Source organism: Oceanospirillum sp. (assembly GCF_982874595.1).
This window is the reverse complement of sequence record NZ_CEYNZH010000021.1, coordinates 13939-39461: the sequence shown is the minus strand read 5'-3', so window position 1 is coordinate 39461 and position 25523 is coordinate 13939. Positions and strand designations below refer to the sequence as shown.

Genomic DNA, 25523 nt, shown 5'->3' with positions numbered 1-25523 from the left:
ACCACTTCCCAGCCCGTGCACCCACGTCTCAAGCCAAAACCCGGCTCTAAAATTCCACTTATCGTATCAGCTTATCCTTAATCAGATTGTGACAAAACCCACCCGCACCTAAAGTCGCACGCGCTGTGCCAAAACCTGCTAGAATCGCGCCTTTATTTCTCTCGGCTATCTCACTGGTACTCTGCACTCTATGTCTTTTATCTCCCTTGGCCTGTCGGGCTTTTTCCAACGCGCGTTAGATGAACTGGGTTACGACACCCCAACTGCTATTCAGGCGCAGGCGATTCCTGCGGTGCTGGAAGGTCGTGATCTGCTGGCGGCGGCGGAAACCGGTTCCGGTAAGACGGCGGCGTTTGTTCTGCCGCTGCTGGAAAAGCTGCTGGACCATGAGGGGCTGCGCAGTAATCAGGTAGCGACGCTGGTGCTGGTGCCTACCCGTGAACTGGCGGTACAGGTAGAAGAAGCGGTAAAGGCGTACACCGCCTATTACCCGCGTCGGATCAAATCCCTGGCTGTGTACGGCGGTGTGTCTATTAACACCCAGATGCAGGCGATGAAAGGCGGTTGTGATCTGATGGTGGCAACCCCCGGTCGTCTGCTGGATCTGATGGAGAAAAACGCCATCACGCTGGATAAGGTTCAGCATCTGGTGCTGGATGAAGCCGACCGTATGCTGGATCTGGGCTTTGCCGATGAACTGCAACAGGTGCTGAGCAAACTACCGGTACAGCGTCAGAATCTGCTTTTCTCCGCCACCTTCCCGGAAGAAGTGGACGCTCTGATCAATCGCCTGCTGTTTAATCCGGTCAATATCGAGATCGAGCGAGAAAACAAGCTGCCGGATACCCTGATTCAGCGTCCCATCGAAGTGGATAAAGAGCAGCGCACCGCCCTGCTGCGTCACTTGCTGGGTGAGATGAACGGCGCTCAGTTTCTGGTGTTTGTTGCCAGCAAGCGCACTGCGGATAACGTCACCGGTAAGCTGAAAAAATACGGTTTCAGCGCCGAAACCCTGCATGGTGATAAGGCTCAGAAAGAGCGCCAGCAGGCACTGGCCGCTTTCAAAAAAGGCGAGATTCAGGTGCTGATCGCCACCGACCTGGCCGCCCGTGGTATCGATATTCCTCTGCTGCCTTTTGTGGTCAATTATGACCTGCCGCGCTCTCCGGCGGATTACATTCACCGTATTGGCCGTACCGCCCGTGCCGGTGAAGTGGGTACCGCGTTCAGCTTTATCGACCATGAAAGCGACGCTCACTTTAAGCTGATCGCCAAGCGTAACCATCTGGATGTGACCCGCGAGCAGATTCCGGGCTTTGAGCGCACCGCAACGCCACCACCGGAAGCCGTGATCCCGACCAAAGGCCAGCCACCGGTTAAAGGCAAGCGTAAGAGCAAAAAAGACAAACTGCGTGAAGCCGCCGCCCGCGAGCAGGCTGCTCAACAGAGATCTGAAACAAAAGATAAAAGTGCGCCCGCCAGTATCTGGGCCGCAGCAAACCTCAAGCGCCGTTAAACGCAGGAAAGCAACAAGGACGTTTTATGTCAAACAATCCTCACAAGCAGAAAATCAGAGAGCCGATCATCTTTGGAGAAATGAAGGTTTTCTGATGAGATAAAAACTCCAAAGTAACTAAAAACACTTATGAGGCGTAGCAGAAGCCGTTTTTGCCGGATTTTTTCACCCGATACATCGCCTGGTCAGCCCGTTTAATCATATCTTCCGAGCAGCATCGACCTTCAGGATAAAGTGCAATCCCTATGCTTGCACCAATGTAAACTTCAGCCTGAACCCCCCCATCCGTTTCTATGCGGAATTCCGGCTTCAGTGTTTCCAGAACGCATGACGCAACGTGTTCAGCATCCTGTGGCTGTTTGACATCGTTAAGCAGTATCAGAAACTCATCACCACCAATCCGGCCGACGGTATCGGACTCCCGCGCCAATGCCCGCAAACGGCGACCAACCTCAATCAACACCTGATCACCGCAGGAGTGTCCGTAATTGTCATTCACCGCTTTAAAGCCATCCAGATCAACAAACAGCAGACCAACCTTCTGGCGATGACGATCCGCTTCAACCATAGCCTGCGCCAGTCGATCTTTACAAAGGCGGGTCACAGGTAACCCGGTAAGCGCATCATAATGAGCCAGCTGTTTCAGTTCTTCCTGAGCAGCCTCTGCTGCGCTGATTGCATCATGCAGCTCAGTCACATCATATTCACTGACAAGCAGAACATAATCCCCGGTAATAGGATGACGACTGGTACGGATATCAACATTATGGCGGCGCACACCATAACGGGTAATCATCTGGTGTTCTTGGCAGCCATCCTGTTTCGCCTGCCCCTCTGCCAGTCGTTTCAGACCCTCTTCAGGATTAAGAAAGCGGCCAACAAAGGTGGAGAGATTTTCCTGTTTGGGCTGATAACCATAGAGTTTAGCCGCGGCGGGGTTTTCAAACAGTGCCTCACCTCCCATAGAAAAGCTGGTGACCGCAACCGGGGTATAACGAACAGCCTCTGCAAAGAGCAGCTGCTCGGGCTGCTCACCCAGATTCACGTTTTCGGAGATATAAGCCACTATGCCCTTATGGCGATCCGGCCCCAGAAGCACCGCTTTATGACGCATCAATAACATACGGGGCTTACCGTTAGGATAGGTTGTCCAGGGGTCGGTGGTCATGCCTTCGGCGGCGGCTTTATAGAAAGTTTGTTCGGTACGCTTACGGGCTCCTTCAGTATCGGCTGACAGGTCTTTAGCAATCAGGTCTTCGACTTTTTCCAGCCCCCAGAACTCCAGTGCCTTACTGTTGCCCCACCAGAAACCATGAGCATCCAGATCAAAAATCCAGATGATATCCGGCACGTGCTCCAGAATTTCAATCTGCCGATGATTATCAAAAACAGGCAGGTGGCTGTACTTATCTGAGTTTTGACCGGACATGACCTTCTCACTGCATATAATGATACGGATAAAATCAGGTTAAGAACCTGTCAACAAAATAACCAGTGAGAAGATTAAGAGTATTTGAGGTAAATGGCGAGGAGAAACCGCTATCTGACTGATAAAAAACATCTTTTAAACTTGAAAAAAGGTGCACTTACAGCCTTAGTTTTTTGTCACTACAGGAAATTTTTCTGCTAGCATGCTTTTTTTGACTAATGACTCTACTTCATTTAAGTCGACATCAAGCGCAAAGCGTGACTTTTTCACTTTAGGATCAACTCATGGATGAAGACTTACTGATCGCACTGCTCTTTGTTGTGCCTGTTGGCGTACTGATTATGTCAGGATTGGGGTTGGCCGCTTTTCTTCGCACCAACAGCCAACAGGACGAGGTTAATCGCCTGAAAAAAGAGCTGCAGGACTACCGTTCAGTACTCAAACATTTTGATGGCCTGCTACAAGATCAACAATTAAGTCAGCAGGAGCTGAAAGAACGACTCGATAGACTAAGCAACAGCTTGCCGCTGCAAACCGTCACCCAACATTCGTCCGCTGACACATCGGATCAGGCAAGTGCGGCTCAACATGCAGAGCGGGACGATCTGCTTCAGCCGTTTTCATCAGAATCAGCTGAGACTCATGCAGCGACCTCCGAATCAGAGATAACGGATGAGCCACCGATAGCCACCAACACCCAACACAGTCAATCCGCAAGCGATGACTGGGTCGAAGCCAGCGAACATTCAAAACCGAACGCCCATTCTGACGAGGCGAAAAACGGCTGGTTTGACCGCCTGAAAGATAATGCTCAAAGTAACTGGATGATCTGGCTGGGTGGTATCTGTGTGGGTCTTGCCGGTGTCTTTATGGTGGGATACTCCATCGAGCATGGCATTCTGGGGCCGGAAGCCCGCATTATTCTCTCTCTGCTGGCGGGTCTTGGTCTGCATGGCTTGGCGGAACACCTGCATCGCACCAAAGGTCAAAATAATGTCTTTGCCTCGCTGGCAGGCGGTGCCAGCATTATTCTTTACTCGGCGCTTTTTGCCACCTTTAAGCTCTTCCCGGACTTCTCCCCCATGGTTGTCTTTGCAGCCATGGCGCTGGTCTCCTTCGGGACGATGGCACTGGCACTTCGACAGGGGCCGATTCTGGCTGCGCTGGGTATGCTGGGCGGGTATATCGTACCGGTTCTGGTCAATACAGGCTCCGGCGAGATCGAACTGGCTCTGGTTTACAGCGCCATACTGACCTTCTTCAGCCTCTGGCTGATCAGCTATGTGGAACGCCGCTGGCTCTGGATCGGCGTTATTGCCGGTAGTCTGTTCTGGTGGCTGGCGTCTTTGGCCACTTCCCCCATGGAAGGCGCACGCTCGCTTTACCTGCTGGCGATCGCCTATCTCTTCCTCGCAGTGCCGCGCTTTGACTGGACACTGAAACAGATCGACTGGCCGGAAGACCATCAGGGCACCATCAAAAGCCTGTGGCAGTGGCTGAAAAATCTGAAAGATGCAGAACTGCGCAAAAACCAGATCGATGATCTAAGAAAAAGTACGGGCTGGTTCCAGGGAGTCCTGCTATTAATAGTCACTCTGGCACAAGCCTGGAGTCTGCTGATTGAAGGAGTTGATGACGCCAGCCCGATCAGCCTGTTGCTGCTTCCGGCACTCCTGATTCTGGTGGCGGCCCGCCGCCCACTCTTTACGTTATTACCTGTGCTTGCATTGATGTCGACTCTGGTTGCGGCACTACTTCCTCTGCTGACCGAAGTCTATGATCAGATCGTGCTTGAACAGGTCGGCTATGACATTCAATACGGCCTTATCGTTCGCTTTATTCTCATCAGTCTGCTCTTTAGCGGCACGGCTGTCTGGCTGATCCGTCAGCGTTATCCGTTGCCGGCTTACTGGGCGGCGCTCGGCGCACTGACACCGATAGCCCTACTGACCGCAGCGTATTACGCCCTGAACAGCTTCACCGAGGAGTGGACCTGGGGTTCTGTGGCAGTGGCCGTCAGTATTGCTTATCTGATGCTGATGCGCTGGGCGCTTGGCAGGTCTGAAAACGTCTACAGCGATACCTTCAAGGTGGTCATTACGGCTTCCGCCCATATGAGCCTGGCACTTTTGGCCGTGATCTGGCTGGCGGATGCCACTCTGACCGTCGCACTGGCCGCCCAGCTGGTGAGCCTGTCATGGCTGCAACGCCGCTATCAGCTGACCTATATGCCCTTGGTTATCCGTGCCGTGCTAACGGTGGTTGTACTGCGCCTGACACTGAACCCCTGGCTACTGACGTACGACAACGGCAACCACTGGTCGCTCTGGACCTACGGTGGCTCCACCCTGTTCGCAGCCCTTGCCGCTTGGTTGATGCAATCCGATCTGAAGATGCGCGCCTGGTTGCAGGGAGCAACCGCTCACCTGCTGATTCTGACCATTGCCGCAGAGTTGCGTTACTGGCTCTACGATGGTGATATTTTTGTTTCCGAGTACAGCTTCCTTGAAGCCAGTATCAATACTCTGATCTGGGGCGGTGCCGCAGCGGTTTACTTATACCGGGCCCAAATCAGTGAACACCTGAAGCGCTTTTATGAGGTTCTGGCAACGGTTCATGTGGCTGCTGCAGCGATCAACTATGGTGTTTTCGTCCTACTGGACGGCAATCCGCTGTGGAGCTATGAGGTTACATTTGGTGCAACGCCAATATTTAACCTGCTGCTGCTGAGTTACGGTGTACCCACGCTAATCGGTATTGCGCTCTGGCGTTTACTGCCAACCCGTTTCGCCCGTTACGCTATTATGTTTGCCGGTGCCAATCTGCTGCTGTTTGTTTCTATGGAGATACGTCATCTCTGGCAGGCGGGGGATATTGGTCAGGCCGGGGATATAGTTCTGCGTCACGGAACCTCAAACGGTGAGCTATACACCTATTCTGTCGTCTGGTTGCTGATGGCGTCCGCGGCTCTGCTGCTGGGCAGCTGGCTGCAGAAAACCTCGCTCTATAAGGCGGGAATGGGGCTTCTACTGGTGGTTGTAGCGAAGCTCTTCCTGATCGATATGTCGGATCTGACCGGGCTCTGGCGCGTAGCCTCCTTTATGGGGCTTGGCTTGGTACTACTGGCTCTGGCCTGGCTACACCAACGACTCAACCGTAATCTGATTCATGATACCGATTCTTAACCGGAACAGAATCCAGGTTTAATCCATATAAAGCCCCGTTCAGTTTACTGAACGGGGCTTTTTGGAAGATAACAGAGCATTTCCGGCTTTTTTCCCTGACGCTATGGCACAGGCTGTGCTTTTATCTGATCAGTTTTATTTAAACATCTGAGCAAACAGCACCAGACTATTTATCTCTTAAGTCATCAGACGAATAAGGTAATCCCATGTCACAAATTATGGATAACAAACCCGCAGAACCTGTTGAAGTTCCTCTGAATATTGCAGTTCTTACCGTTTCGGATACCCGAACACTGGAAACCGACAAAAGCGGCGATACCCTGATCAAATGCCTGGAAGACGCCGGCCACAAACTGGGCGACCGCGCTATCGTGCCGGATGATGTGTACAAGCTGCGTGCGACCATCTCCAACTGGATTGCCGACGAGAACATCCACTGCATCATCAGCACCGGCGGTACCGGTTTCTCAGGTCGCGACAGCACACCGGAAGCAGTTGCTCCTCTGCTGGATAAGGTGATCGATGGTTTTGGTGAAGTTTTCCGCATGCTGTCTTACGAAGAGATCAAAACCTCTACCATTCAGTCCCGTGCTTTGGGCGGCCTTGCTAACAACACGCTGATCTTCTGTCTGCCGGGTTCTACCGGTGCCTGCCGTACCGGTTGGTACAAGGTGATTCAGGATCAGCTGGACAGCCGTCACCGTCCTTGCAACTACGTGGCGCTGCTGACCAAAGGCAACGCTCAGCACGTTTAATTATGTGCAGCATTAAACCGGCCTCTGCTTAAATGGTCTCTACCCTTAAGTCGTTATCAATTGAGTCGTTAACAATTAGGCAGAGACCGGTTTGTGCTATCTTAGCCCTCAAAGTTTTAAAATGACCTCACAGCCCAAGACAACGGAAATCGGAAGTTATGTTGCTTAAATCGAGAAAAGACGCCTGCGATCAACCCGGCCTGATGCCGGTGGATGAAGCGATAAGCCGCATCTGCGCGGAGATCCAACCGGTTGCTACAGAAGTAAAGCCGCTTTCTCAGGCACTGGGCTGTGTGCTGGCAGAACCCGTGGTTTCCAAAGTTAACGTACCCGGCATGGACAACAGCGCCATGGACGGTTACGCCCTGAATATTCAGGATCTGAAAAAAAGCCCGCTGCGCATCAGCCAGCGAATTCCTGCCGGCCAGCAACCTAAGCCTCTCGAGCCGGGCACCTGTGCCCGCATATTCACCGGTGCACCTTTACCCCCGGGTGCCGATACCATCGTGATGCAGGAAAAAGTCAAAGTTGATGGCGATAGGGTCAGTTTCCACACCCATATCGACGCACCCCATCAGGGGGATTTTGTCCGCAGAGCAGGACAGGATATTAAAAAGGGCCACGCTCTTTTAAGCGCAGGCAGCCGTCTGGATGCTGTAGCGCTGGGCCTGGTCGCCTCCGTCGGTCAGGCGGAAGTTGTGGTCTACAAAAAGCCAAAGGTCGCTCTACTCAGTACCGGTGACGAGCTGGTTGAACCGGGCTCTCCTCTTCAGGCCGGTCAGATTTTTAACTCCAACCGCTATATGCTGCTGTCACTTCTGGCCAATCTCGGCTGTGATGTGATCGATTGCGGCATCATTCCTGATAATCGTGAAGCGACTGTTAATGCCCTACAGGAAGCGGCCTGCAAAGCGGATCTGGTGATCAGCAGCGGCGGTGTTTCTGTGGGTGAAGAGGATCACGTCAAACCTGCTATCGAGCAGCAGGGCACGCTCAACCTATGGCGTATGGCGATGAAGCCCGGTAAACCGCTGGCGTTTGGTCAGATCGATACAGCAAAGGGAAAAAATCCTTTTATCGGGTTGCCGGGCAATCCGGTTTCCTCACTGCTGACCTGTCTTGTGGTCGTGCGCCCTGCTTTAGGCATACTGCAGGGTCGTGGTGAAGTGCCTGCTCCGGTTTACCGCTATGCAGAAGCGGAATTCAATATCGATGCAGGGGAACGCCGCGAATACCTGCGGGTGCGCCGGGTTCGCCTGCGTCCGGGGGATCTGCCCAGCCAGCCGATGCGGGTAGAACTTGCGCCATCCCAAAACTCCGGCGTACTAACCTCATGCCAGTGGGCAGATGCATTGGCGATTGTTGAACCGGGGCAGAAGGTGCGCGAAGGCGACTGGGTGAAGTATCTACCGATGGATTATCTGATGCTGGCTCCGTAGATCTCTGCTTCGGAAATCAGGCAACACAGTGATCAGCACAAAAAAACGGGATGCCTTTTCGGCCATCCCGTTTTTTTATTTGCAGAGCTATATAGTGCTTACAATCGCTTTCGATCAGAGAAACTTCTCGCCAGCTGCTGCGGTAAACGCCATCTCCACCAGATAACCCGGATCAGCCAGCTCCGCTTTTACACAGGCACGACTTGGAGCACAGTTCTCCGGGAACCATTCATCCCATACTTCATTCAGCGCAGCCAGATTGGCAAAATCAGTAATGTAGATCGTAACCGACAGAATCCGGCTTTTGTCACTATCAACCGTTGCCAAAGAGGCCTCTGCTTGCTCAAAAATCTGCGCCACCTGACCTTTGATATCTGCAGTCAGGTCTGCTTCCGGCACTTCAACAAAGTTTGCAATACCGTTATAAACCGTCGCGTCGGACCAACGCTTGCAGGGATTAATGCGATGAATATCCATAGAAAACCTCAACAGGAATAAGGGGTTATAAAGCTACTACCAAGAATATCATGCCCTGCCGCATGCGGTTAGCGGCACCTGTTCATCAGACTGCCCCGCAATCTGCTTATCAAATAAACGCTTATCAACTAACTGCTTTTTCACCAGTTCGACAAAACGTGCCAGTATAACCTCAATTTTCTCATCCAGCGGCCAGCCGGTATTGATGCGCACATAGTCCTGATAAAGCTCCAGCGTGGTAAAGGCCGGACCGATACGCAGATCCAGCTCTTCGGCTATCGCTTCTTGCCAGAGCTGTTGACTGTTCAGCCCCGGAATCTGCAACCAGAGCACCATGCCACCGGTGGGCTGGCTGATCGCACAGCCATCGGGCAGATGGTCCAGCAAATATTGCCGATACGTTTTCAGATTCTGTCGGAGCTGAGTCCGGATACGATTCAGGTGGCTGTGGTACTGGCCGGTATTAATAAAGTCCGCCAACCCTGCCTGTACCGGTGTGCTGACGCCAAAGTGATTAATCCCATGACGACGCTCGTAGGCGGTAAAAAAGCGTCCCGGCAGACACCAGCCAACCCGAAAACCGGCACTCAGAGTTTTCGATACCGAACCGCACCAGAGCAGATAACCGCCTTTGTCCCAGTATTTCGCCGGTAAAGGCAGGGTTTTGCTCTGTCCCAGCTCGATATAGATATCGTCTTCAATCACCGGGGTCTGATAGCGATTCGCCAGCTCCGCCAACCGCTGCTTCTGATCCGCGGTCATGCTGATACCCTGGGGATTCATATGCGAGGTACTGAACAGCCCTGCTTTGACGGTTTTCGCTTTAAGCAGCGCCTCAAACTGATCCAGATCGATACCGTCCGGAGTGGAAGGAATCTCCACCACCTTACGATTCAGCCCTGCCAACAGTTCCAGCAGACCGCTGAAACAAGGTGAGCTGATGGCGATGGCATCACCGGGATCAGATACGGTTTCCAGCGCGATTCGCACCGCATCGATACAGCCACTGGTGATCACCAGATCTTTGGCAGACAACGGAAAACCATAGGCAGAAAAATGTTCTTCCAGCGCTAGACGCAGCGCCGGGTCTCCCTGTCGGTCAGGATAAGCATGCAGCTGGGACGACAGACGCTTGAGCCCACGTTTCAGACTGCGCTGCAGGGCTTCAGTCGGCATCAGATCCGGTGCTAACTGAGAGATCCCCAGCGGGCCCGGTTCATAAATGCCGGGTTGATAGTTAATACCGGATTCCTGAAAAGAGATGCTTTTCAGTTGGCTGCGAAACTGAGGCAGCTCAGGCGTTTTGCTGGCCAGCAAAGGACGGGAGACATAAAAACCGGACTGGGGCTTGGCGATAATCCAACCCAGTTCTTCCAGATGATGATAGGTGTTGATCGCCGTGGTCATACTGACATTAAACTGCTGCGCCAACTTTCGTAGCGAGGGCATACGGCTGCCGTGGGCGAGCTTATCTGCCTGGATATCATCAATAATCTGTTCAGCAATCCCCTGATAGCGCACTTTTGACCCTCGCCCAATACTGATCTGTTATGTCAGATTAGCGCTACCGCAGGCAACTGTATACTTTTTATTTTTAAAAATTGCTTCTGTTATCTTTTTTAGTAAAACCCGAGACTAGTCCCTCAAGAGCGAACATTTCTATTCATCGGAGGACAAAACAATGCGCCTGAAAGACCTGCTAATGGGTTTAAGCATTATGTGTTTATGGGGGTTTAACTTTTCCGTGATTAAGCTGGGGGCGGATCAGATCAACCCGATTCTGCTGACCACCCTGCGCTTCACCTTTGCCGTGCTGCCAGTGATCTTCTTTATCAAACGTCCGCAGGTGAAGCTGCGCTATCTGATGGGTTACGGCATTACCTTTGGCGTGGGTGTCTGGGGCATGATGACCTCAGCGATTACCCTGGGCGTGAGTGCCGGTATGGCAGGGGTACTGATGGATCTGAGCCTGATTGCGAGTCTCTTAATCGGCTGGCTGGTGCTGAAAGAGAAGATCTCGCCCCGGCAGACCCTTGGGGCAGGTTTGATTCTGCTGGGCGCTGTGGTCAGTCTGAGCCTTGAAGATGGCTCTGTGCCTTTGGCGGGACTGATGCTGATTCTGATCGGCGCACTCAGCTGGGCGGTGATCGGCCTGATCGTAAAACTGGCCAATACTCAGCAGGTGTTTGCCTTCAGCGTCTGGGGGATGCTGTTTGCACCTTTGCCGCTGGCGACTCTGGCACTGATCACTTACGGGCCGGAGGTGTTTATCGCCCTGCCAGAGCAGATGAATGGCAGCGTCTGGTTTTCAATTCTGTTTCAGGCCTACCCGACCACTCTTTTAGGCTATTGGCTGTGGAATCGCCTGATTACCCAATACCCGCTTTCCACGGTAGCACCGCTGACGATGCTGACCCCGGTGTTTGGCCTTCTTGGCAGCATGATCTTTCACGGCGAAGTGATCGACAACACCAAGCTATTGGCATGTGCACTGATTCTGGTGGGTTTTCTGATCGGGCAGTGGCAGCAAAGCTGGTTTAAACGCCAACCGCTGGTGAGATTGGAGAATTAGAGGAAAAAATGGCACCTAAGTTTTATCTAGGAGCCATTTCATCAGAGGTTCTGTTAATAGAAAATCAGCGCGTTGCCACGGTCATATTCGCCGCCCACTGCAGCACAACTTTCTCAATACTCTCGCTGATACTCATCATGACAGTGCGGTTAAACTTCTTCGTAGCAGGTTGAATCAGGAAGTTCTCGTAGGCCTGAATGGTTTCGGGTTGCAGATTGCGATAGGTGTAAACCAATGCCAACGTTACGATCTGGTCCATCTGCTGGCGCAGCTGAGGTTCAACCTGATTAAGCTGGCTTTTAAAGCCTGCAAGATCAGGCTCCTGCTCAGGCTGCATAGCACGGCTTAGGCTGGCAAAAATTGCCACAGATACCTGTTTCTGCATCTCTACCGTAATATCGGTCACACCAGCAGCCTGATTGATACGCTGAGCCATTTTCACCCGAGGCGTATCCTGCATCAGCTGGCGCGCCTGAGACATCATCTCTTGTTGTGCTGCTGGTTCAGAGGCTTTTTCCTCTTCGGCCGTAATCAAGCGCCCTGTCTCTGAACGGTACCAACTCAGGAGTTTGTTAACCTCCTCTTCGGTCATCTTTTGCTGAACCGATTTCTCAATCCCTGCCAGCATCCGTTGATCGTTCAAACTAACATCAATCTGCTGCTGAAGCTGCGAAGCCAGATCCGCTGGAATCTGACCTTGCTGACTTGCCTGAGCAAACCCCTGCTTCATAGCACCGGGAAATTCAGCAATCTGTTTAGAGATTCCGGAAAGCTCTAACAGAGAGCGTACAGACTGACCGGATGGAGCGGCTAAAGAAGGCATTGAAAAGGCTACTAAGAGAACCAGCAGCAAAGACAGAATCGAGTTTCGGGTGTTACGACATGGGCTGTTCGGCATCATAAAGTCCTTGTAGTTTCAGCGGTCACTGAGTAAATGTTGCCACTAAGCGGCAGTATACTAATGCGTCATTCTGCCGATCCTGTATCCCGTTGACTACCCCCTGACTAAAACCAAGACCGTCAAAAACAAAAAAAGGGAGTAGCGTTAACCGCTACTCCCTTTCTTACAACCTTAACAAAAAGATCAGTACTTAAAGCTCTGCACCGTCTGATTAAGGTGCTCTGCAACTTCCCTGATCTGCTGGCTGCTGCTGGCGGTTTCCTGAGCCCCCTGGAGAGCACCTTCAGCAATATCATTAATCAGCTGAACATTTCTCAATAACTCTTCAGTGGTTGCTGATTGCTCCTCAGTTGCGGAAGCGATCTGCATATTCATGCCGGTTATCTGCTTCATCTCACCAGCAATCTGCATCAGAGCCTGACGAGCTTTCTCGACATTCTCGACACTTTCAGCAGAACGGGCCTGACCTTTGCTCATTTTCTCAACAGCGCGACCAGTCTGCAGCTGCAATTTCGCGATAGTATCTTCAATCTCCTGAGTAGAGCTGTGAGTTCGGGTCGCCAGTGTTCTCACTTCATCAGCAACCACCGCAAATCCGCGACCATGCTCACCGGCACGGGCCGCCTCAATCGCAGCATTAAGTGCCAAGAGGTTGGTCTGATCTGCAATTTCACGAATCACGTGGATTACTGCCCCAATTTCCTGACTCCCCTCTTCCAGCTCCGCTATGGCATCCGCTGCACTACGGATATCTTCTGCCTGCAGCTGAATACTACTGACAACCGTATCGACCAATGCCAGACCATCAGAGACCTCCTGATTGCCTTTCTGGGCTGAATCCGAAGCCAACTGGGCACTGCTGGCAACCTCAGCAACGGTCGCATTCATCTCGTTCATTGCAGAGGCCACACTCTCTACCTCCCGGCTCTGGGATTCCGAACCGTTGCGGGATTCCTGACTGTGCTGCTCCAGCTGAGTAGAAACACTCGCCATCAGCTGACTACGATTGGCAATATCTGCAACCAGCACCCGGATTCGCTCGGAGAAGGTATTAAAAGCCAAACTCAATTGAGCCACTTCATCCTTGCCATTAACCGGTAAACGCCGGGTCAGATCGCCATCACCATTAGCAATATCGTCCAGCGCCCGGGACAAGTGGCGTAGAGGACTCGCGATGCTCTTTGAAATAACAGTGATCACGGCAACCAAAACCAACAGTGCAATCAGAGAAATAACAATCAGGGTTGTGACCAGAGCATCGGCCTCTTCTGTCACCTTGCTCATCGGCAACCCCATCGCCATATTCCAGTGATAACCGGTTTCCGGCAGATCAATGCGGTTATTCAGAATTAAGGTTCCCCCGTCAAAAAGAGGGGTTTTGGTAATCACATGAAATTCTTCACCGGTACGGATAGAGTTCAGCAGTTTAGGTAGCTGATCACCGGAAATATCCTGCTCAGTGTCGGCGGCATTTTTGCCCAGACGTTCAGCATCCGGATGCGCCACAATTGAACCGTTCTGGGTAAACAAAGCCGCTACGCCTGTTTCATAGGGCTTAAGTTGGGAGACTGCTTCCTGAATATTACCGACAAGGACATCAACACCAACAACCCCTACAAAGCGCCCCTGCTCTATAACAGGCACCACAATAGAAGTAATCAACTCAGCTTTACCGGCAATCTCATAGAAATATGGGTCGAGAACAGTCGCTTTCTTACTGGCTTTTGCAAGCTGATAGTAATCGCCTGCCCCGGGGGTCATATAATCAACCAGAGCTTCAACGCCACTATTGCCCTGACCATCCCGGTACCAGTAAGGAATATAACGCCCGGTTGCATCATGACTGTTTGTATTCTGATAGCGGGCATCAAGACCATCAAATGCGTTGGGTTCCCAAAGCGTCCAACTACCAATAATTTTCGGGCGATCTGCCAGATACTGCTTTAAAAGATTATTGAAATAATCCCGGCGTGCTTCCGGAGCAACTTCGGTCCGCATTTTAGCAACAGTCGCCAGACCTTTTAGCTGCTGCAACTCCTGATTAATAGAAGCCAGAATCTTCTGACCCTGTGTCTCCGCCAAAAGGTGCGCTGACTTGATCGCTTCACGGGTGCTGGTTTCTGTCACTTCATTGCGAAGCAACAGGGTGATGATCATAAAAACCAAAATAATAACGGGCACCAGAGCCGCCATCAGTTTCTTAGTCATTGATAGGTTATTCAGCATAATTATCTCTCACTACCCGGCTTGCCTGCGGATAAAACTATCCCCCTAAGCAAAGGGGAATTCTACCCACTCTTATTTAAGATAATACTGCTAATTGAAATAAATTCATTCATATATTTGTGACGCATTTTATGCAAACGTCATAAATAAAACCCACTATCATTTGACGTTTTTACTCTATAAAAAGATTAAACCGGTTTAAAACGCGGTACAGACAGGTTAATCCGCAAAAATTAAGGAGACAGATTAGAAAGATAAGCTTATTAAAAAAGAAAGGCTGGGATTTTTAAAATAAGAAAAATATGACACGCGCCCCTATGGCTCACACTGAAAATCCCGATGCTAAAAACGCAGCGGGATTTTCAGATGGCGCTTAGGCGGAAATCACATCAAACGGTCAAAACCATCACGGGTGTAATTTTCACGACCATCTGCTGTGACACACAGGTTGTCTTCGATGCGGATACCACCGTAAGGCAGCAGCTTCTCAACCATCGCCCAGTTGATCTGATCGGACGCCTTAGACGCTTTCAGCTCTTCCAGCAGTTGCGGGATAAAGTAAACCCCCGGCTCTACGGTGATCACGTAACCGGCTTCCAGCTTGCGGGTCAGACGCAGGAAAGGATGCTCAGCGGGTGGCTCTTTCATGGTGCCTGCCGCATCCTGCTGCCAGCCACCCACATCATGCACCTGCAGCCCCAAAAGATGACCCAGCCCGTGAGGATAGAAGGTGCGGGTAATCCCCTGCTCCAGCTGCTCTTCCGGATTCGCATGCACAATGCCAAAACGGTTCAGCAGATCGGCAATCATCAGATGCATCTGCTCGTGCAGCGCCACAAAGTCGCTACCGGCGCTGATCTGGTGACACAGTTGCAGCTGCAGATCATCCAGACCTTTTACCAGATCAGAGAACAGGGTGCCTTCCTGAGTAAAGGTACGGGTGATATCCGCTGCGTAGCCATTAAAGCTGGCACCGGCATCAATCAGCAGGGTGCGGTGCTCACCGGGAGCGGAACGCTGCTGGAACTGGTAATGCAGCACAGCGGCATGCTCATTCAGGCCGACAATATTGTCGTAGGGCATATCGCGCTCGTTATGGGAAATGGCACTCAGGTAAGCCTGATGAATCGCGTATTCGCTCAGACCGGACTCAAAACCACGCTGAGCCGCACGATGGCCTTTAACCGCCAGATAGTTAGCTTCCCGCAGGCAGTGCAGCTCCCACTCTGTCTTGATGGCTCGGCCAAAGTTAATACCGTGAATCAGAGCCTCGGGATTGTGGATCAGGTTATCAACGGCCAGATCCTGTTCGCTGATCAGAGCTGTGCGCGCCTGACCGACGGTAGCCAGCATAACCGCCGGATCATCATAGGCGATCCACTCAAAGCCTAGCGCCCAGTCTGCTGACGGCAGGTCTGGGGTCAGGTGCCAGAAGTCTTTCGGCGTATAGTAGAACATCAGTGGCTTAAGTCCAGGACGTACCAGCAACCAGCAATCCGGGTGCTGAGTCAGAAACGTAGACCAGTGAACAAAGTGAGGATTCGGGCGGAACGGGTAACGGGTATCATCCAGAAAATGCTTGTGCAGACTGCCGGAACCGATCAGCAGCTGATCAAACTGGTGCGTCTGCAGCAGGGGTTCAATACGGGACTGCAGTTGGGACAGATGAGCAAAATAAAGTGCAGACATAACAAAACCTTTTTAACGAACCTGCCCGCAAGCAGGTTGTAACATTGAAAATGAAACGCAGATCATCAGAGTCAAAGCGGGTGCCGATGCGCAGTCAGACCTTCAGGGTCTGGCTGGCCAGCGCTTCTTCAAGCAGTGTCCAGAGCTGTTTGATATTCGGCTGAACATTCTGACGGTTACGGTACAGACGCACCTCTAAGGGCACATGCCACTCCTCACCGCCCGCCAGACTCAGGCTGCCATGTTCCAGACTGCTTTTAACCAGCCGTTTAGGCACCCAACCAAAGCCAAAACCTTCTTTGATCATCGCCTTAACGCTCACGGAATGAACATTCTCATTCATGGTCACCAGCCGGGGTGGTTCCGGTTGCTGCTGAACAAAGTGATCCAGCACCGAACGCATAAAGGAGTTCTCGTAGTAACCGATATAGGGCAGCGGTTTGCTCTTCTGCCCCGGCAGATAGTGCATCGGGCGGCCATCTTCATCATTGGCGGTCACCGGCACCAGTTTTTCACGGGCAACGGTCAGGCTTTCAAAGCGTTCATCATCCAGATCACGCGCCACCTTCATGGTGGGGTGCCAGAAGCAGAGCACCAGATCGCACTCTCCCTGAGACAGGGCATTCACAAAGTCAGCGCCGACCCAGGAGGTGGATTTCAGGTTCAGATCAACCGGCAGATTATGCTGCTGCGAGAAAGGCATCAGCACCGAGTGATAGAGGGTCAGATATAAGGTCTGGGTGGTGGCAAAGGTCAGGCGGTTGCTCTGCTGCTCCCGGATCTCGTTACAGCGCACCTTGGTTTCACGGGCGATACGGGACATCTGTTCTGCGCCCGCCAGAAACACTTCACCGGCCGCAGTCAGAGACAACGGAAGACTGTTACGGTCGATCAGGGTCGTGCCCATCTCTTCCTCTAACAGTTTAATACGGCGACTGAGGGTGGGTTGGGTGACGTTTCGCTCGTCCGCTGCCCGGGAAAAATGTCGGGTGCGTGCCAAAGCGATAAAGTCATCAAGCCATCTAACTTCCATAGCGTACCTTAAACGAATAAACCGGCTTGACCATTTCGGGGAGCGTCCCCTGCATGATCAGACCGGTTATCAAAACAACCATCCGGGGCTTACAGATCAGTTTGCAGCCACTGGTGAATCGGATAGAGCATGGATTCACCCAGTTTGATGGAGCGTTCCGGTGACCAGCCGAAGTCCGCATCCGGGCGGTTGTCATAATCCTTGAAAGGCATCTCCAGAGTCATGGACGGGCAGTTAAACTCCCGACCGACCCAGAAGGCGGCGATGGTAAACGTCTCCGGGCCAAATTTGCCGGGCGGATAGCCGCGCTCCGTCTGAAAGTCCGGATTGATCTGCGCCAGATGCTGCTTAAAGCGGTTTTCCTGTTCCAGCACGCTTGCCGCCAGATGAGGGGCACCTTCCTGACCGGCGATAAAGTTGCAAGGTAACGCCTCATCACCGTGCAGATCCAGAAACAGATCCACACCGCTTTGCTGCATCAGGGTTCGTACCGCCAGCACTTCAGGGCTGCGCTCAGCCGTAGGGGTTTCCCACTCACGGTTAAGGTTAGCACCGCAGGCGTTAGTACGCAGGTGACCGCGAATAGAACCATCGGGATTCATATTCGGCACAACATAAAAATCAGCCTGTTCCAGCAACGATTGCGCCAGCGCATCATCTTCATCCAGCAGTCGGGCGATAAAGCCCTCGGCACACCATTCGGCCATGCTTTCACCGGGATGCTGACGAGCCGTCACCCAGATCTGTTTCTTTGCTCTGGTCGCGTCTGAAGCCTTACTGATTTTCAGCAGGTTCAGATCATGACCATCCAGCGTGGTGCCGATATCATGGACTTCACACAGGGCCGATTGCTGCGCCTGAGCGATCAGATCCAGATGCTGCTCCCAGCTGTAAGGGGCAAAATACGCAAAGTAGATGCTGTTCTGCGCAGGCGTGTGTTGAATGACCAGTTCACCGGTGTCGGCTTCATAGGTGGTGTCCACACGGAACCAGGTTTCGCGGTCGCAGGAAGCCACAGCGCGGTAATCAGGCCAGCCATCGACATAAGCGGCCTGACCTGCATTAACGATACGCAGATTCAGGGGCTGATTCTCAGCACCCTGAACACGAAAATGGAACCACTGGAAAAAGTCTGACTGGTTGTCTTTACGGATACTCAGCTGAATATCCTGCGGACGTGCCAGATCCAGCACCTCGATATTACCGGCATCAAACTGACTGCTGATCTTGATTGCGGACGGAATCGTTAAACTCATTATCTTCTCCCTGATCGCTTACAGACGACCTTCCTCAACACCGTGACAGGCCACCTGACCGCCTTCATCGGTGGTGATCAGCTGTGGAATCTCTTTCTTACAGCGTTCGTTCGCATACGGACAACGACCGTGGAAGACACACCCACTCGGCAGGTTCACCGGTGTTGGTACTTCACCCTGCAGCTTGATATGCGGCGGGCGATCATCTTCCAGACGCGGAATCGCAGACATCAGCGCCTGAGTGTACGGGTGGCGCGGCTTGGCAAACAGGGTTTTGGTCGAAGCCAGTTCACACAGAGAACCCAGATACATCACCGCCACGCGGGTGCCGAAGTGTTCAACAACCGCCAGGTCGTGGGTAATAAACAGATAGGTCAGGTTACGTTTTTCCTGCGCATCCATCAGCAGGTTCAGTACCTGCGCCTGAATCGATACGTCCAGCGCTGAGATTGGCTCATCCGCCACGATAAACTCAGGATCAACCGCCAGAGCGCGGGCGATACTGATACGCTGACGCTGACCACCGGAGAACTCGTGGGCAAAACGCTCGCCCCAGCTTGGGTCGATACCCACAGAGAACATCACCTCATGCACCTTGTCACGCACCTGCTGGGCAGACCAGTCAGGGTTGTGCAGACGCACCGGCTCTTCCAGTGTCTGGGCGATGGTCATACGCGGGTTAAGCGATGCGTACGGGTTCTGGAAGATCATCTGCATCTTCTTGCGGTACGGCAGAAGCTGCTTGTCATCCAGATCATCAATCCGCTCACCACGGTAGCTGATGCTGCCCCGAGACGGCGTCAAAAGCCCCATCACAGTCCGGGCCACGGTAGATTTACCGCAACCGGATTCCCCAACCACGCATAGGGCTTCACCCTTGTGTACATCAAGATTCACGCCATTAATGGCATGGACAAACTCCTGTTCACGGACAATCTTGCCGCCTTTAAATTTCAGCTGATCCAGAAAGTCGCCGGAGATATTAAATTTTTTGTACAAACCTCGGATCTGTACCAAAGATTCAGGCTGCTGATCCGCCTGTTCAGTAATTTTGCTATCGGTCATGTTATACGCCCTCAGATGCCTGTTCCGCTTGCTTCATCTCGGCCACCATATGGCAGGCCACCTGACAGTTGCCGGAAACAGTAAAGCCCGGCAACTGTTGGGTACAGGCATCGCGAACATAGTCGCAACGCGGGTTGAAGGCACAACCGGTTGGGATTTTCTGCAGGGATGGCATCGAACCACGAATCTGATTCAGACGCTGACCCGGAATCGCCATCTGCGGCAATGCGTTCATCAGGCCCTGGGTATAAGGGTGCTGAGCATCGTTGATAATCTCGCGGGTCGGGCCCTGCTCAATAATACGACCGGCGTACATCACGATCGCTTTCTGAGTTACCTGAGAGACCACACCCAGATCATGGGTGATCAGAATCAGGGCGACGTTGTTGCGTTCACACAGCTCAACCATCAGCTCCATGATTTCCGCCTGAATGGTTACGTCCAGTGCTGTGGTTGGTTCATCAGCGATGATGATATCAGGGTCCATCAGCAGACCTACGGCGATCACCACACGCTGGCGCATACCACCGGACAGCTCGTGCGGGTACTGATCGATACGGGTTTCCGGTGACGGAATCTGCACCTGCTGCAGTTTCTGAATCGCAATGGTGCGGGCATCTTCTTTGCTGATTTTGCGGTGTGCCTGCAGACATTCGATCATCTGCTGACCGATGGTCAGTACCGGATTCAGCGTCATCATCGGATCCTGAAAGATCATCGAGATGCGGTTACCACGAACATTACGCAGCTCTTCCGCTGACATATCCGCCAGATCTTTACCTTCAAACAGAATCTGTCCGTCTGAGATACGGCCCGGCTTGGAGATCAGGTTCAGAATGGAGAAACCCAACACGGATTTACCGGCACCGGATTCACCCACAAGGCCCAGACGCTCGCCGCGATCCAGCGTGAAGTTGATGTTGCGCAGCGCTTTTACATCGCCGCTGCGCAGACCGAAACTGACTTCAAGGTTTTTAACTTCTAATAACGCCATCGTCTTACCCCTTATACAGTTTCGGGTTGAGTACATCACGCAGCCAGTCGCCCAGCAGGTTCATCACCAGAACCAGTACCACCAGCACAATCCCCGGAATCACGGTGATCCACCAGGCACCGGAGAAAATATATTCAAAGCCACTGGAGATCAGAGAACCTAGAGATGGCTGAGAGACCGGCATACCCAGTCCCAGGAAGGAGAGAGACGCTTCCGAGATGATCGCGTTAGCCACCTGTACGGTGGAGATCACCAGAATCGGGCTTAAGGTGTTTGGCAGAATATGACGGAACATAATACGGATCTGCCCCAGTCCCATCACACGGGCGGCATCCACATACTCTTTCTTTTTCTCCGCCAGTACTGATGCACGAATGGTACGGGCGTACTGCGGCCATTCAGCAATACCGATCACCAGAATCAGCATCACCATCGCCAGATCCTGATACAGCTCGGTGCCGAAACTGGCCTGAAAAATCGCCAGCACCACAATCGCTACCATCATGGTGGAGAAGGACAGCTGAACATCAGCAAAACGCATCAGGATGCTGTCCACGCGGCCACCACGGTAACCGGCAATCAGGCCAATGATGATACCGATAGTCGCCTGCAAGAGTACCGCGCAGATACCGATAGTCAGAGAGATACGGGTGCCGTACAGAATCGTCGACCAGAGGTCACGCCCCTGAGCATCGGTACCCAGCCAGAACTGCTCGTCGCCCATCTCTTCATCCCAGCTCGGAGGCAGCTCGGAGTTCATAATGTCGATCTGAGTCGGATCATACGGATCAAAAGGTGCAATCGCAGGCGCAAACAACGCCATGATTACGTAACCCATAAAGATGGTCAGACTGATCTGAGCCACACGGTCTTTGATAAAGCTGTGCCAAACGTGCGTTTCTTTGAAACGCTGCCAAGCTGAAGGAGCTTTCTCCGGTGCAGGCATTTTGCTGACTGGTGTTTGATTTTGAGTTGTCATGTCATTCCGCCTTATTTCTTACCCGCCAGATTCACCGTAGGATTCACGAGACCGTAAATCAGATCGACGATCGTGTTGGTGATGACAAAGATCGCACCGACCACAATCAGGTAAGCCACAATCAGCGGAGTATCCACACGGTTGATCGCTTCCAGGAACATAAAGCCCATTCCCGGCCATTGAAAGACGGTCTCGGTCAGAATGGTGTACGCCACCATGGTTCCGATCTGAACACCACCAACAGTAATTACCGGCAGCATGGTGTTTTTCAGCGCGTGCAGAAAGTAGATACGGCGCGGGTTAAGCCCCTTCGCCCAGGCAAATTTCACGTATTCGGACTGCAGCATCTCCATCATCTCCGCACGGATCAGACGGATAAACAGCGGCAGCATAATAGAAGCCAGAGAGATACACGGCAGCACCAGGTGCGCCAGACCATCCCAGGTAAAGAAGCCGGATTCCCAACCCCAGAACATCTCACGGGTTTCACCGCGACCGAAGGAAGGCATCCAGCCCAACTCAATCGAGAAGAAGTAGATCAGGCCGATAGCGGTCAGGAAAACCGGTACCGAAATACCGATAATACTGAAGCCCATAACAGCCTTGGAGAACCAGCTTTGAGGGTTGATGGCAGAGTAAACACCCAACGGCACCGATAGAAAAACAATAATCAGTGACGCACCAAATACCAGCTCCAGTGTCGCCGTGAGTTTACCCAGAATCACATCCAGTGCCGGTTCTTTGAAGAAGTAAGAGGTGCCCAAATCACCTTGCAGCGCATTTTTTACAAAGCGGCCGTACTGTACAAAGAAGGGATCATTCAGGCCCAATTCGTCACGCAGCTGCTGACGTTCGGCTTCTGATACCGATTGACCGACCATTTCTTGCAATGGGTCGCCCAGATTATCCTGAATGGAAAAGCTGATAATACTGATGACGAACATCACTACTACCGCCTGAGCCAGTCGTTTTATAAAAAAAGCAATCATGGTTGTTCTGCCTTTATCACGTCGCGGGTCCCTGCGTCGTTTTATTCTTTATTTCATGGGGGAGTATTCAACGGGGAACACAGAGCCGACCTGACTCTCGGGGGCGAGAGGCCAGACCGGCCGAACTTCACATCGACTTAATAAGCCGTGATCTCAGGTGTCGTGATTATTCTTCAATAACCAGATCACCCAGGTAAGGGAAGTTCATGACGTTCAGCACAGGCTCAATATTCACGCCCTTACGAGCGGCCCAAGCCAGATTCTGCCAGTGCAGAGGAATAAACGCAGCATCGTCGTACAGCATCTGTTCGATTTTCTGCATCATCTGTGCACGTTTCTTAGGACTGGTTTCGGTGTTTGCCTGCTTCATCAGCTTGTCAGCTTCAGGGTTGCAGTAGTTACCGCTGTTGTACTGACCCAGACCGGTTTCAGTATCAGGGCATGCCGTCAGGAACTCGAAGAAGTTGTTGGAATCTTCGGTATCGGCGTGCCAGCCGATCATCATCATGTCTGCAGCGCGAGCGTCGAACTCACCCCAGTACTGTGCTTTAGGCAGGGTTTTCAGATCCACTGTGATCTTGATCTTAGCCAGCATAGACGCAACCGCCTGAGCGATCTTCTCATCGTTCACATAACGGTTGTTAGGCGCCATCATGGTCACGGTGAAACCGTCTTCGTAGCCCGCTTCTTTCATCAGCTGCTTCGCTTTCTTCAGATCGTAACGAGGCTTAAGCGCTTCGTTGTGACCCAGATAACCCCAAGGGCTCATCTGTGCAGCAGGCGTTGCGAAACCACGCATGATCTTCTTAACGATACCCTGCTGGTTGATTGCATAAGCAACAGCCTGACGTACACGGGCATCTTTAAAGGCTTCAACACGTTCCTGGTTCATCTGGAAGGTGATGATACGGGTACCGCCCATAGTCACCAGATCCACTTTTTTATTGGACTCGATGCGTTTGTGATCGGTCGACGGAACCGGCGCGATAAAGTCAATGTCACCGGACAGCAGAGCGGCAACACGGGTCGGTGCTTCTTTAATCGGCGTCAGCACGATCTTATCAACGTTGCCAGGAGACTGGGTATCCCAGTAGTTGCCGTTGCGATCGAACTCAACTTTTACACCTTGCTGGCGGTAAGTCACGGTGTAAGGCCCAGTACCGGACAGCTGACGGGATGCGAAGGTGTTACCGTGTTTAACCAGCTTGTCTTTAGGCTCACCGTTGGCGTCATTACCTGAATAGAACTTGCTGTCCATCGGGAACAGGTAAGTCAGGTTGTTAAGAATCAGCGGGAAAGGCTTTTCAGTTTTCAGTTCGATGGTGTAGTCATCGATCACTTTCAGCTCGGAGAAAGGAGCGAAAACGCCTTTAAAGTCAGCAGATTCACGCAGACGGTTGAAGGTGAACTCAACGTCTTTAGCGGTGAAGGTATTACCGGAGTGGAATTTTACACCCTTACGCAGATGGAAACGCATAGTCAGATCATCGACACGCTCCCACTTCTCTGCCAGACGCGCTTCGAAGCCCAGCTTCTTGTCCCAGCGAACCAGAGGATCAAACGTCATATGGGACAGCTGTAGTGTGCCACCGGAAAGCTGCTCGTGTGGATCAAGAGACACAGGGTCAGCATCGTATGCCATCTTCAAAGTTGCTGCATTAGCGCCGCTCATAAGCCCAAGGCTTAAGATGGCACCGGCCAGCAGGGATACGGATTTTTTCATCTTGGATTCCCGTTAGTTATTATCTTTTTTTAGCGATCGTCGTTCAGTCGGAAAGTGCTTCTGAACGTTAGTTGTGAGCAAATTCACACAACTGTCATCGAAAAAAGTCTAATTGATGCTTCGGGGACTACCAATTTGAATAACGAAAGATGCCATACAAGATCCGTATAGCACCTGAAAATCTCCCTAAAATCGCGCATTAAAACAGCGTAATTTCCTAGCCAAGCGCCTTTAAAGTGCAAAAACACCATAATTTTGCCTTATTCCGCTAATCCTCCCCATCAAAAAAAACGTTGTTTTTCTTTCGGCCACATCATTTTTTATCTCCGGAAGCACTTAAACAGCCTTTATCCGCTTGCCGAAAGCCCATTGCTTGCCTAATATCGCGCCCGATTCATCCTTCATACCCATCGTGAATAGCTGTTATGCACGAAAAAGAAACCGGATGGATCGGCCTGATTCAGTTTTTGTATAAGCCACCCTTTTCAGAGAATACCCGCTAATGGAATTTGACTTTATCCGCGACCGTGACGGTCAGTGCAGCCTTGAACTTAACGGCGAACAAACCGCTCTGGAACGCTGGTTCAACGCTAAAGAGCGCCAGTCGATCTGCGCACTGGATGATCTGCTGGAAATTATTGCGGATATAAAGCAGGGCAACAAACGGGAATATATCGGCAGCGACCCTGAGTTTCAGATCACTCTGACCACAGACGAATGCGCCATCATTGCCAACTGGCTGCTGTTTGATGAAAGCCTTGAACATGAAGTCCGCGAAGGCGGTTATGATCGCGCCAGACTTGAAGAGCAGGACCTTCAGGCTGACGAAGCCGATGCTAAAGCAGAGTGCGGACTGGATGACTTTGCGTATCTGCTGGAAGAGTGGCGTGAATTTCTGCGGGAAAATCAGCGCTAGCTATTTATTAGCTGGCGCTACTACTGGGATGGCACCCGAAAATCCAGTAGCATAGCTCAAAATTAGAAACTGTTAATTTAATATCATTGTTACGATATAAAGGTTTTCTCCATGAGCACACTGCTGAACTGGCTCGACTCCCTCCCCTGGGCCATTCTGATTATCGGTTCACTGACACTGGGCCTCGCCCCCTTCTTTCCGGAGCCACATCTGGTGGAAAAACTGCGGATGCTGGTTAATGGTGAACTGAAAGCTGCCATTGACTGGTTTGACCTTGCCATGCATGGCGCATTTCCTTGCCTGTTGATTGTGAAGCTGCTCGCGGCCGAATTTAGACAAGTGACCTGAGCGACTATTTTTAATCTCTGTCCCTACCCCT

20 protein-coding genes are annotated in these 25523 nt (G+C 52.0%); 7 read left to right on the top strand and 13 right to left on the bottom strand.

Translation table 11 applies throughout. The features are described 5' to 3' along the window. Positions 1–190: 190 nt before the first annotated feature. The gene (locus tag AC4GL5_RS10690; protein WP_490382772.1) at positions 191–1516 is read left to right on the top strand and encodes a DEAD/DEAH box helicase; all 1326 of its coding nucleotides are present in this window, start codon (positions 191–193) and stop codon (positions 1514–1516) included. Positions 1517–1643: 127 nt separating this feature from the next. Here AC4GL5_RS10690 and AC4GL5_RS10685 read toward each other — a convergent pair whose 3' ends face one another. Then, a complete protein-coding gene (locus AC4GL5_RS10685; protein WP_490382771.1) occupies positions 1644–2945 on the bottom strand; it encodes a diguanylate cyclase domain-containing protein in 1302 nt (433 codons plus the stop codon). A gap of 284 nt (positions 2946–3229) precedes the next feature. Here AC4GL5_RS10685 and AC4GL5_RS10680 point away from each other — a divergent pair, with 284 nt between their 5' ends. From AC4GL5_RS10680 to AC4GL5_RS10670, 3 genes are all read left to right on the top strand, one after another. Beyond that, positions 3230–6130: a DUF2339 domain-containing protein gene (locus tag AC4GL5_RS10680; RefSeq protein ID WP_490382770.1), complete on the top strand. Its 2901-nt coding sequence runs from the start codon at positions 3230–3232 to the stop codon at positions 6128–6130. A 206-nt stretch (positions 6131–6336) separates the two neighbouring features. Then, positions 6337–6885 (top strand): molybdenum cofactor biosynthesis protein B, encoded by a 549-nt coding sequence (moaB, locus tag AC4GL5_RS10675; protein WP_490382769.1) that lies wholly within the window; start codon positions 6337–6339, stop codon positions 6883–6885. Between the two features lie 158 nt (positions 6886–7043). Next, positions 7044–8324, top strand: a complete 1281-nt coding sequence (locus tag AC4GL5_RS10670; RefSeq protein WP_490382768.1) for a molybdopterin molybdotransferase MoeA — start codon at positions 7044–7046, stop codon at positions 8322–8324. A gap of 114 nt (positions 8325–8438) precedes the next feature. Here AC4GL5_RS10670 and AC4GL5_RS10665 read toward each other — a convergent pair whose 3' ends face one another. Then, positions 8439–8801 (bottom strand): RidA family protein, encoded by a 363-nt coding sequence (locus AC4GL5_RS10665; protein ID WP_490382767.1) that lies wholly within the window; start codon positions 8799–8801, stop codon positions 8439–8441. 48 nt (positions 8802–8849) lie between these two features. Next, positions 8850–10322, bottom strand: a complete 1473-nt coding sequence (locus AC4GL5_RS10660) for an aminotransferase-like domain-containing protein (RefSeq protein WP_490382766.1) — start codon at positions 10320–10322, stop codon at positions 8850–8852. 160 nt (positions 10323–10482) lie between these two features. Between AC4GL5_RS10660 and AC4GL5_RS10655 the strand changes: the two genes are divergently transcribed. Then, complete coding sequence (locus AC4GL5_RS10655) at positions 10483–11373, top strand: EamA family transporter (RefSeq protein WP_490382765.1); 891 nt, start codon at positions 10483–10485, stop codon at positions 11371–11373. A 64-nt stretch (positions 11374–11437) separates the two neighbouring features. On the opposite strand, the gene AC4GL5_RS10650 is transcribed toward AC4GL5_RS10655, so the two are convergent. The 10 genes from AC4GL5_RS10650 to AC4GL5_RS10605 all read right to left on the bottom strand — a co-directional run bounded on the left by AC4GL5_RS10650 (position 11438) and on the right by AC4GL5_RS10605 (position 24228). Next, on the bottom strand, positions 11438–12271 hold the full coding sequence (locus AC4GL5_RS10650; protein WP_490382764.1) for a DUF2059 domain-containing protein: 834 nt from the start codon (positions 12269–12271) through the stop codon (positions 11438–11440). Positions 12272–12457: 186 nt separating this feature from the next. Continuing rightward, positions 12458–14500, bottom strand: coding sequence for a methyl-accepting chemotaxis protein (locus AC4GL5_RS10645; protein WP_490382763.1), 2043 nt, complete (start codon positions 14498–14500; stop codon positions 12458–12460). A gap of 384 nt (positions 14501–14884) precedes the next feature. Next, complete coding sequence (gene pepQ / locus AC4GL5_RS10640) at positions 14885–16189, bottom strand: Xaa-Pro dipeptidase (protein ID WP_490382762.1); 1305 nt, start codon at positions 16187–16189, stop codon at positions 14885–14887. Between the two features lie 94 nt (positions 16190–16283). After that, positions 16284–17222 carry a LysR family transcriptional regulator gene (locus tag AC4GL5_RS10635; protein ID WP_490382761.1) on the bottom strand — a complete coding sequence of 313 codons (939 nt, stop codon included), beginning with the start codon at positions 17220–17222 and terminating at the stop codon, positions 16284–16286. Positions 17223–17311: 89 nt separating this feature from the next. Then, the gene (locus AC4GL5_RS10630; protein WP_490382760.1) at positions 17312–18478 is read right to left on the bottom strand and encodes a M14 family metallopeptidase; all 1167 of its coding nucleotides are present in this window, start codon (positions 18476–18478) and stop codon (positions 17312–17314) included. An 18-nt stretch (positions 18479–18496) separates the two neighbouring features. Further along, positions 18497–19543: an ABC transporter ATP-binding protein gene (locus tag AC4GL5_RS10625; protein WP_490382759.1), complete on the bottom strand. Its 1047-nt coding sequence runs from the start codon at positions 19541–19543 to the stop codon at positions 18497–18499. Position 19544: 1 nt separating this feature from the next. Then, a complete protein-coding gene (locus tag AC4GL5_RS10620; protein WP_490382758.1) occupies positions 19545–20537 on the bottom strand; it encodes an ABC transporter ATP-binding protein in 993 nt (330 codons plus the stop codon). A 4-nt stretch (positions 20538–20541) separates the two neighbouring features. Continuing rightward, the gene (locus AC4GL5_RS10615) at positions 20542–21516 is read right to left on the bottom strand and encodes an ABC transporter permease (protein WP_490382757.1); all 975 of its coding nucleotides are present in this window, start codon (positions 21514–21516) and stop codon (positions 20542–20544) included. A gap of 11 nt (positions 21517–21527) precedes the next feature. Further along, the gene (locus AC4GL5_RS10610; protein WP_490382756.1) at positions 21528–22505 is read right to left on the bottom strand and encodes an ABC transporter permease; all 978 of its coding nucleotides are present in this window, start codon (positions 22503–22505) and stop codon (positions 21528–21530) included. 166 nt (positions 22506–22671) lie between these two features. Next, positions 22672–24228, bottom strand: coding sequence for an ABC transporter substrate-binding protein (locus AC4GL5_RS10605; protein WP_490382755.1), 1557 nt, complete (start codon positions 24226–24228; stop codon positions 22672–22674). Between the two features lie 502 nt (positions 24229–24730). Between AC4GL5_RS10605 and AC4GL5_RS10600 the strand changes: the two genes are divergently transcribed. Together AC4GL5_RS10600 and AC4GL5_RS10595 are read left to right on the top strand one after the other, a co-directional pair. After that, a complete protein-coding gene (locus tag AC4GL5_RS10600) occupies positions 24731–25144 on the top strand; it encodes a YacL family protein (protein ID WP_490382754.1) in 414 nt (137 codons plus the stop codon). Between the two features lie 111 nt (positions 25145–25255). Further along, positions 25256–25492, top strand: coding sequence for a hypothetical protein (locus AC4GL5_RS10595; RefSeq protein ID WP_490382753.1), 237 nt, complete (start codon positions 25256–25258; stop codon positions 25490–25492). Positions 25493–25523 lie beyond the last annotated feature (31 nt).

Bases quoted from the DNA above. Each gene is read 5' to 3' on its own strand.
- AC4GL5_RS10690 (WP_490382772.1), top strand. From the start codon at position 191: ATGTCTTTTATCTCCCTTGGCCTGTCGGGCTTTTTCCAACGCGCGTTA.
- AC4GL5_RS10685 (WP_490382771.1), bottom strand. From the start codon at position 2,945: ATGTCCGGTCAAAACTCAGATAAGTACAGCCACCTGCCTGTTTTTGAT.
- AC4GL5_RS10680 (WP_490382770.1), top strand. From the start codon at position 3,230: ATGGATGAAGACTTACTGATCGCACTGCTCTTTGTTGTGCCTGTTGGC.
- moaB (WP_490382769.1), top strand. From the start codon at position 6,337: ATGTCACAAATTATGGATAACAAACCCGCAGAACCTGTTGAAGTTCCT.
- AC4GL5_RS10670 (WP_490382768.1), top strand. From the start codon at position 7,044: ATGTTGCTTAAATCGAGAAAAGACGCCTGCGATCAACCCGGCCTGATG.
- AC4GL5_RS10665 (WP_490382767.1), bottom strand. From the start codon at position 8,801: ATGGATATTCATCGCATTAATCCCTGCAAGCGTTGGTCCGACGCGACG.
- AC4GL5_RS10655 (WP_490382765.1), top strand. From the start codon at position 10,483: ATGCGCCTGAAAGACCTGCTAATGGGTTTAAGCATTATGTGTTTATGG.
- AC4GL5_RS10650 (WP_490382764.1), bottom strand. From the start codon at position 12,271: ATGCCGAACAGCCCATGTCGTAACACCCGAAACTCGATTCTGTCTTTG.
- AC4GL5_RS10645 (WP_490382763.1), bottom strand. From the start codon at position 14,500: ATGCTGAATAACCTATCAATGACTAAGAAACTGATGGCGGCTCTGGTG.
- pepQ (WP_490382762.1), bottom strand. From the start codon at position 16,189: ATGTCTGCACTTTATTTTGCTCATCTGTCCCAACTGCAGTCCCGTATT.
- AC4GL5_RS10635 (WP_490382761.1), bottom strand. From the start codon at position 17,222: ATGGAAGTTAGATGGCTTGATGACTTTATCGCTTTGGCACGCACCCGA.
- AC4GL5_RS10630 (WP_490382760.1), bottom strand. From the start codon at position 18,478: ATGAGTTTAACGATTCCGTCCGCAATCAAGATCAGCAGTCAGTTTGAT.
- AC4GL5_RS10625 (WP_490382759.1), bottom strand. From the start codon at position 19,543: ATGACCGATAGCAAAATTACTGAACAGGCGGATCAGCAGCCTGAATCT.
- AC4GL5_RS10620 (WP_490382758.1), bottom strand. From the start codon at position 20,537: ATGGCGTTATTAGAAGTTAAAAACCTTGAAGTCAGTTTCGGTCTGCGC.
- AC4GL5_RS10615 (WP_490382757.1), bottom strand. From the start codon at position 21,516: ATGACAACTCAAAATCAAACACCAGTCAGCAAAATGCCTGCACCGGAG.
- AC4GL5_RS10610 (WP_490382756.1), bottom strand. From the start codon at position 22,505: ATGATTGCTTTTTTTATAAAACGACTGGCTCAGGCGGTAGTAGTGATG.
- AC4GL5_RS10605 (WP_490382755.1), bottom strand. From the start codon at position 24,228: ATGAAAAAATCCGTATCCCTGCTGGCCGGTGCCATCTTAAGCCTTGGG.
- AC4GL5_RS10600 (WP_490382754.1), top strand. From the start codon at position 24,731: ATGGAATTTGACTTTATCCGCGACCGTGACGGTCAGTGCAGCCTTGAA.
- AC4GL5_RS10595 (WP_490382753.1), top strand. From the start codon at position 25,256: ATGAGCACACTGCTGAACTGGCTCGACTCCCTCCCCTGGGCCATTCTG.